Genomic DNA, 8,222 nt, shown 5'->3' with positions numbered 1-8,222 from the left:
CCCCCGGTCCGGCCCCGTACCTCCCCCCTGCCACGCAACCCGTGCGCGGCGTGGTGTGGGGCATCCATCTGGTCCTGCCGCTGCTCGGCCTCTGGTTGCTGCTCGCGCAACCGCACATCAACGTCTTCTGGCAGCACAACGCCAGTCACTTCTGGCTGATCCTCCTGGTGGCGGGGGTCAACGTCGCGCTCGGCGGGCTCATCAGCGAGGCGTCCGGACGGCGGCGGGACGCGCGGCTGTTCCTCGTCTCGATGGTCTTCCTGAGCAGCGCCGGGTTCTTCCTCCTGCACGGGCTGGCCACGCCGGGGATCATCCTGCCCACGGGCTCGGTGGGGTTCGACCTCGGCCAGCAGGTGGGGCTCACGATCGCCGCCGCGTTCGCGTTCGCCTCCGCGCTGCCGCTGGGCGAGCGGGCCGCCACGGCCGTGCTCGGCTCGCGGCACTTCGTCCGGGCGGCGCTGCTCGGGTTCATGGCGCTCTGGGGGCTGGTGTCGCTGACGCCCGGCCTGACCGCGCTCAGCGAGCCGCCGGAGGTCTCGCCGATGGGCTGGCTGACGTGGGCGTCGGCCCCGGGCCTGGTGCTGTACGCGGCGGCCAGCGTGATGATGTTCCTGCTGCACCGGCGGCGGCCGTCGGCCATGCTGATCAGCCTGATCACCGCGTACGCGCTGCTGGCCGAGTCGATGGTCGCGGGCATGTCGCAGCTCAACTGGCACCTGTCCTGGTGGGAGTGGCACGTCCTGCTCACGCTGGCCTTCGTCTTCGTGGCCTACAGCGCCTACCTGCAGTTCCGGCGGGAGGGGTCGAGCGCGGGCCTGTTCGACTCGGTGGCGCTGGCGGCGACCGTACGGCGTATCCAGCGCGACTACGACGAGGCGCTGGAGGAGCTGGTCGAGCACGTACGCAGGGGCGAACCGCTGGCCGCGACCCGGATGACGGGCAAGTTCCGGCTCAACGAGGGCCAGGCCGCGGTGCTCGACCGGGCGGGCCGGGCGCTGGCCGACGAGCGGGAGCTGTCGGAGCGGCTGGCCGCGCTGGTGGCGGTGAGCGCGCAGACGCGGGTCGGGCTGCCGGAGAGCGAACTGCTCACGACGTCGCTGGAGCGGGTGCGGCAGGCGTACGGGGATGTGAAGATCGCGCTCGTGGCCGACGGGCGGACGCAGATCGGCTCGCGCGACTACCGCTTCACCGACGGCAACCCGATCAGGCGCGACCGGCTCATCGCCTTCCCCCTGACCGTCAAGGGCAACCTGGCGGGGGTGCTGGAGGTGCCGGTCGGGCGCACCGGCCAGGACGAGGCGCTGGCCGCGACGCTGGCCGGGCAACTGTCGATCTCGCTGGAGAACGCCCGCCTCTACCAGGAGCTGCACACGCTCTTCCACCAGTACATGTCGCCGGACGTGGCGCACGCGCTGCTCGCCGACCCGGCGCAGGCCGAGCTGGGCGGCCGGCTCCAGGAGCTGACCGCGCTCTTCGCCGACCTCAAGGGCTTCACCACGTTCTCGGAGCGGGTCACGCCCGGCGAGATCGTCGAGATGCTGAACCGCTACCACACGGCCGCCGTCCCCTGTGTCCTGAACAACGGCGGCACGATCGTGCAGTTCGTCGGGGACGCGCTGCTGGCGCTGTTCAACGCGCCGGCCACGCAGGCGGGGCACGCGCGGGCGGCCTGCCGGGCCGCGCTGGAGATGCAGCGGGCCGCCGCCGAGGTGGCCGAGGAGATGGCCTGGACGCGGGCCGGCGACGTGGAGTGGCCGACGTTCCGGGTGGGCGTCAACACCGGGCCCGCCCTGGTCGGCAACATCGGCAGCCCGGAGTTGCGCGGCTTCAACGCGATGGGCGACTGCGTGAACGTGGCGGCCAGGCTCCAGGCCCTCGCCGAGCCGGGCACGGTGGTGATCGGCGAGACGACGTTCCGGCAGGTGGGCGGCGGGGCGGCGGTGCGCCCGCTCGGGCCGCTGAGCCTCAAGGGCAAGGAGGAGCCGGTAACGGCGTACGTTCTGACCGAAATGACATAGAAGGCCGGTGCCCCCATCGACATAATCGGGCGCATGGATGCAGAGCCCGGCGAATTCCTCACCCTGCTCACGGCCGAGGAGGTCGAGCACCTGCGCGCGGCCGGCCGGCTGCGGCGCTGGGACCGGGGCACGACCATCATGACCGAGGGCGACACCTCCGACTGGGTGCTCGTGCTGCTCCAGGGCCGGGTCAAGTGCTCCTCGCACACGAGCGGCGGCACCGAGGTGGTGCTGGCCGTCCGTGGCCCCGGCGCGCTGATCGGCGAGCTGTCGGCCATCGACGGCTCCCCCCGCTCGACCACCGTGACCGCGCTGGAGCCGATCTCCGGCGTCGTGGTGCGCGACTTCATCGCCTTCCTGGAGACCCACGGGCGCATCGCCGTGCTGCTCATGCGGCTCATCAGCGGCAAGCTGCGCGACTCCGACCGCAAGCGCATCGAGTACGGCGCCTTCGACACCACGGGCCGGGTGGCGACGCGGCTGCTGGAGCTGGCCGACCGGTACGGCGAGCAGACCGACAGCGGCGTGCGCGTGGCGCTGCCCCTGTCGCAGGACGAGCTGGCCGGCTGGACCGGCTCCTCCCGCGAGGCCGTCAGCAAGGCGCTGCGCACGCTGCGTGACCGGGGCCTGATCGAGACCGGCAGGCGGCGCGTGGTGATCCACGACCTCGACGGGTTACGCAGGCGCGCCAGGTGACCCCTGGGGACAAAGCGGACGTACGTCGTACGTCATAGTAAGAGGCATGGTCGCGGTCACCCCCAAGGACGACACCCGTCTGCGTTACGCCTGGCGGGTGTGCGCGGTCACCAGCCTGGGCCTCGTTCTCATCGGCATCGCCGGCAGCACGCTGAACGTGGCGCTGCCCGCCGTGGTGCGGCACTTCCACGCCGACGAGCTGGAGTCGAGCTGGATCCTGCTGTCGTTCCTGCTGGTCAACACGGCGAGCCTGGTGTTCTTCGGCCGGGTGGCCGACCTGCTCGGCAGGCGGGAGGTGTACCTGGCGGGCTTCGCGCTGTTCACCGTGGCCTCGCTGCTGGCGGGGCTGTCGCCCGGGGTGTGGTTCCTGATCGCGATGCGCGTGCTGCAGGCGATCGGCGCGGCCATGATCCTCGCGAACGGCACGGTGATCATCACCGACGCCTTCCCGCCCGAGCGGCTCAGCCAGGGCATGGGCGTCTACATCGGCACGCTGTCGGTGGCCCAGCTCGCCGGGCCCACCCTGGGCGGGCTGATCGCGGAGACGGCCGGCTGGCAGTGGATCTTCTGGGTGAACGTGCCCGCCGGGCTGCTGGCGCTGGCCGTGGGCGCGGTGATCTTACGCAAGATGCCCAGGGGGCCGAAGCAGCCGGTGGACGCGCTGGGCAACGTGCTGGTGTTCGCGGCGCTGTCGGCGCTGCTGCTGGCGCTGTCCTCGGCGGGGTCGAGCGGGCTGCTCAGTCCCGTGGTGCTGGGCGGGGCGGGGGTGTTCGTGGCGCTGGTGCCGCTCGTCGTCCTGGCCGCGCGGCGCGCCCCGAACCCGGTGCTGGACCTGCGGCTGTTCGGCGGGCGGCTGCTGACCTACGCGAACCTGGCCTCGTTCTGCAACGCGCTGGCCCGCTCGGCGCTGATCCTCGTGGTGGCGCTGTACTTCCAGGCGGCCAGGGGCGTGGACGCGTTCGCGGCGGGGCTGAGCGTGCTGCCCGTGCCGGTGGGGATCGGGCTGGCCTCGCCGATCGTGGGCCTGCTGGGGCGGTGGGTCTCGCCGTACGCGCTGTCGATCGGCGGCGCGCTGCTGAGCGCGGCCGGGCTCGGCACGCTGATGCTGACGGCCGATCCGGCGACGCCGTACTGGGTGATCGGGATCGGCCTGTTCGTGGCGGGCTGCGGCAGCGGAACGTTCCTGACCGGCAACACCACGATGGTCATGCGGGCGCTGCCGACCGGCAGCCTGGGCGTGGTCAACGGCTTCCGCATGATGGTGATGAACATCGGCATCGTGATCAGCGTCGGCCTGTCGCTCAGCGTGCTGACCTCCTCGGTGGGTCCCGGCCTGCGCACCCAGATCTACGCGGGGACCATGTCCACGCTGTCGCCGGTGGCGGTGGGGCAGCTCATGGACGGGTTCCAGCGGGCGTACGCGGTGCTGTTCGGGGTGGCGCTGCTGGGCGCGGTGTTCGCGGCGCTGGCCAGGCAGCCGAGGACCCGGTCCTGACGGCCTAACCGCGCCGCGCGGCCAGCGTCTCGATGCCGCTCAGCACGAGATCGACCCCGAACGTGTCGTACAGCTCGGGGGGCATGCCCTCCACCAGCGGTGCGGCCATCTCCACCAGGTACGGGTAGGTGTCGGGGGGCAGCGACTGCAGCCCGGCGCGCTTGGTCCTGACCCGGCTGTCCCAGTCGGGCTCGGTGTGCCGCCGCACCGGGGCGTCGGCGATGGCGATGACGCTCTGCAGCAGGTATTTCGTGATCAGGCAGCTCTCCTCCACGCTGAAGCCCGCCGTACGGGCCAGCCCGAGCGCGCGGTCCCAGACCACCAGGAAGTTCGGCACCGTGGACGGGTCGATCTGCTCCAGCACGAGCCGGGCGCAGGGGTGCGTGCGCAGCGTCCTGACCAGGCCCTCGGTCAGGTCTCTGAGCTGGACCTGCCAGGGGCGGTCGTCGGCGGGCTTGGGCGCGAAGCCGCCGATCAGGTGGTCGGCGATGCCGATGAGCAGTTGTTCCTTGTTCTTGAAGTGCCAGTAGAGGGCCATCGGGGTGACGCCGAGGTCGGTGGCCAGGCGGCGGATCGTCACGGCCTCGATGCCCTCGCCGTCGCCGACCTCCAGGGCCCGCTCCACGATCGACCGCGCGGTCAGTTTTCCCATCACGGTTGACAACTATACGACGTACAAGTTCAACTATACGGCGTACAAGTACGCTGTATAGGAGCTGATGCGCGTGCGTTGGTGGGCGCTGGTCGCGGTGACCCTGGGCACCTTCATGACCTACCTGGACAACAACCTGGGCAACGTCGCGTTGCCCACCATCCAGCGGGACCTGGGGCTGACGATCTCCGGCCTGGAGTGGATCGTCAGCTCGTACATCCTGGTCTTCGCCGGCCTCATGCTGGCCGGCGGCCGGCTCGCGGACGTGCTCGGCGCCCGCCGGGTCTTCCTCGCCGGCCTGGCCGTCTTCACGCCCGCCTCGCTGGTGGCCGGGCTCGCCGAGTCGGGCGGGACGCTGATCGCCGCACGGGCCGCGCAGGGCGTCGGCGCCGCGCTGCTCACGCCGACCGCGCTGGCGCTGATCAGCCAGCTCTTCCCCGACCCGGCCGAGCGCGGCAGGGCCGTGGGCATCTGGAGCGCCTCCGGCGCGCTGTCCATGGCACTCGGGCCCACCCTGGGCGGCCTCATCAGCGAGAACCTGCACTGGGGCTGGATCTACCTGATCAACGTCCCGATCGGGGCGGTCACGGCGGGGCTCGCGCTCTGGGCCGTCCGGCCCGCGGGCCCCCGGACGCGGCACAGCCTCGACCTGCCCGGACTGACCACCTCGGCGCTGGCCCTGTTCGCCCTGACGTACGCGCTCATCGAGGGCGGGGCGCTCGGCTGGACCTCCGCCCCCATCCTGGCCGCGTTCGCCGTGTGCGCGGCGGCGGCCGTGGCGTTCGTGACGGTCGAGCGGCGGGCCGCCGAGCCGATGATCGCGGTGTCGCTGTTCCGGTCGCGGGTGTTCACCGGCGGCGTGCTCACCAGCGGCATCTGGACGTTCGGCGTGTTCGGGATCTACTTCTTCAGCGCCCTGTGGCTGCAGAACGTGCTCGGCTTCTCCCCCACCCAGGCGGGCGCGTCGTTCGTGCCGATGGCGCTGGTCATGGCCGTGACGGCGATCCTGTCGCAACGGATCGGCGCGCTGCTCGGCATCGGCCGCACGGTCGCGCTCGGGATGGCGCTCATGGGCGTCGCCGTCTTCCTGATCTCCCGCGTGGGCGCCGACGCCGGCTTCGCCGACGTGGCGCCCTGGTTCATCCTGTACGGCCTCGGCGGCGGCCTGCTCGTCCCCCTGACCGCCGCCGTGCTGAACGGCGTCCCCAAGGACCGCTCAGGCGTCGCCTCGGGCGTGCTCAACGTCTCGCGGGAGGTGTTCGGGCTGCTCGGCATCACCGTGCTGGGCGCGCTGCTGACCGCCAGGCAGAGAGCGAGCGGCCTGCCGCCACTGCCCGCCTTCCTCGACGGCTACCGGTTCACCCTGACCGTGGCGGCGGCCGTGCTGCTGGCCGCCATCCCGATCGCGCTCTACGCGCTGCGCCCCGGACGGACCCCCGGCGAGCCTCAGACCACCGCGGCCCCGGAGACCGTCGGGTCCTCGAACTGAGTGCGGTACAGCTCCTCGTAGCGGCCCTCGGCGGCGAGCAGTTCGGCGTGCGTGCCGCGCTCCACGACCCGGCCGTCCTCGATCACCAGGATCAGGTCGGCGGCCCGGATCGTGGACAGCCGGTGCGCGATCACCACGGCGGTCCTGCCCTCCAGGGCCTCGCCCAGGGCCGCCTGCACCGCCGCCTCCGAGGTGGAGTCGAGCGCCGCGGTGGCCTCGTCGAGGATGACCACCTGCGGCCTGGCCAGCAGCAGGCGGGCGATCGTCAGCCGCTGGCGCTCGCCGCCCGACAGCCGGTAGCCGCGCTCGCCCACGACCGTGTCGAGCCCGTCGGGCAGCGAGCGGATCAGCTCGGCCAGGCGGGCGCGGGTGAGCGCGTCCCAGACCTCCTCCTCGCTCGCCTCCGGCCTGGGCAGCAGCAGGTTGGCCCGGATCGTTTCGTGGAAGAGGTGACCGTCCTGGGTGACCATGCCGAGCGTGGCGCGGATCGAGTCGGCGCTCAGGTCGCGCACGTCCACCCCGCCGAGCCGGACGGCGCCCGAGTCGGTGTCGTACAGCCTGGGCAGGAGCTGCGCGATCGTGGACTTGCCCGCGCCCGACGAGCCGACCAGCGCCACCATCTGCCCCGGCTCCGCGCGGAACGAGACGCCGTGCAGCACCTCCACGCCGCCGCGCGTGTCGAGCGCGGCCACCTCCTCCAGCGAGGCCAGCGAGACCTTGTCGGCCGAGGGGTAGGCGAAGCGCACGTCGTCGAACTCCACCGACACCGGGCCCTGCGGCACCTCGCGCGCGCCGGGCTTGTCCTGGATGAGCGGCTTGAGGTCGAGCACCTCGAAGACCCGCTCGAAGCTGACGATCGCGCTCATCACGTCCATGCGGGCGCTGGCCAGGGCGGTCAGGGGCGCGTACAGGCGGGTCAGCAGCATCGCCATCGACACGAGCGCGCCGGGCTGGAGCTGATCGCGCAGGGCGTAGAAGCCGCCGAGCCCGTACACCAGGGCCAGGGCCAGGGCCGACACCAGCGTCAGCGCGGTCACGAACACCGACTGCGTCATGGCCGAGCGCACCCCGATGTCGCGCACGCGGCGGGCCCGGCTCGCGAACTCGGCCGACTCGTGCGCCGGACGTCCGAACAGCTTGACCAGGGTCGCGCCGGGCGCGGAGAAGCGCTCGGTCATCTGGGTGCCCATGGCCGCGTTGTGGTCGGCCGCCTCCCGCCGCAGCCGGGCGATCCGCGTGCCCATCCGCCGCGCGGGCAGCACGAACACCGGCAGGAGCAGCAGCGCGAGCAGCGTGATCTGCCATGAGATGCCGATCATCGCGATGAGCGTCAGCACGAGCGTCACGACGTTGCCCGCCACGCCCGACAGGGTGTCGGTGAAGGCCCGCTGCGCCCCGATCACGTCGTTGTTCAGCCGGCTGACCAGCGCGCCGGTGCGGGTCCTGGTGAAGAACGCGACCGGCATCCGCTGCACGTGGTCGAACACGGCCGTGCGCAGGTCGAGGATCAGGTCCTCGCCGATGCTCGCCGACAACCAGCGGCTCAGCAGGCCGAGCCCGGCCTCCGCCAGCGCCAGGGCGGCGATCAGCAGCGCCACCGTGACCACCACGCCGAGCGGCTCGCTGCGGAAGATGGCGTCCACCACCCGCCCCGCGAGCAGCGGCGAACCCACGGCCAGGCCCGCCATCAGCACGCTGAGCAGCAGGAACAGCGTCAGCTTGCGGCGGTGCGGACGGGCGAAGGCGCCGATGCGCCGAAGCGTCGCCCTGGTGACGGGACGACGCTCCGGCCGGTTGTTCATCGAGTAAAGCTGATGCCAGGCGGTCACTTCCATGCTCATGACATGGAACCTATGACCTCAGGTTAAGTCG

At 72.1% G+C, this 8,222-nt stretch carries 6 protein-coding genes; 4 read left to right on the top strand and 2 right to left on the bottom strand.

Features of this window, described 5'->3' with window-relative positions:
* The 3 genes from FAF44_RS11390 to FAF44_RS11380 all read left to right on the top strand — a co-directional run.
* Positions 1 to 2,018 (top strand): adenylate/guanylate cyclase domain-containing protein (locus FAF44_RS11390; RefSeq protein ID WP_237103047.1); only part of this gene is annotated, 2,018 nt, incomplete at its 5' end.
* Positions 2,019 to 2,051: 33 nt separating this feature from the next.
* Positions 2,052 to 2,714: a Crp/Fnr family transcriptional regulator gene (locus FAF44_RS11385; protein ID WP_237103046.1), complete on the top strand. Its 663-nt coding sequence runs from the start codon at positions 2,052 to 2,054 to the stop codon at positions 2,712 to 2,714.
* 46 nt (positions 2,715 to 2,760) lie between these two features.
* Entirely contained in the window at positions 2,761 to 4,209 is a 1,449-nt protein-coding gene (locus FAF44_RS11380) for an MFS transporter (protein ID WP_237103045.1), read from the top strand.
* Between the two features lie 4 nt (positions 4,210 to 4,213).
* On the opposite strand, the gene FAF44_RS11375 is transcribed toward FAF44_RS11380, so the two are convergent.
* Positions 4,214 to 4,861 carry a TetR family transcriptional regulator gene (locus tag FAF44_RS11375; RefSeq protein WP_237103049.1) on the bottom strand — a complete coding sequence of 216 codons (648 nt, stop codon included), beginning with the start codon at positions 4,859 to 4,861 and terminating at the stop codon, positions 4,214 to 4,216.
* Positions 4,862 to 4,928: 67 nt separating this feature from the next.
* Between FAF44_RS11375 and FAF44_RS11370 the strand changes: the two genes are divergently transcribed.
* Complete coding sequence (locus FAF44_RS11370) at positions 4,929 to 6,350, top strand: DHA2 family efflux MFS transporter permease subunit (RefSeq protein WP_237103044.1); 1,422 nt, start codon at positions 4,929 to 4,931, stop codon at positions 6,348 to 6,350.
* On the opposite strand, the gene FAF44_RS11365 is transcribed toward FAF44_RS11370, so the two are convergent.
* Positions 6,308 to 8,191, bottom strand: a complete 1,884-nt coding sequence (locus FAF44_RS11365) for an ABC transporter ATP-binding protein (protein ID WP_237103043.1) — start codon at positions 8,189 to 8,191, stop codon at positions 6,308 to 6,310. The genes FAF44_RS11370 and FAF44_RS11365 overlap by 43 nt on opposite strands.
* Positions 8,192 to 8,222 lie beyond the last annotated feature (31 nt).

The sequence above is a fragment of the Nonomuraea sp. MG754425 genome (assembly GCF_021699195.1).
In the GTDB taxonomy this organism is placed as follows: Bacteria; Actinomycetota; Actinomycetes; order Streptosporangiales; family Streptosporangiaceae; genus Nonomuraea.
The sequence above is the reverse complement of the archived record's forward strand: the minus strand, read 5'-3'. Positions and strand labels throughout refer to the sequence as shown.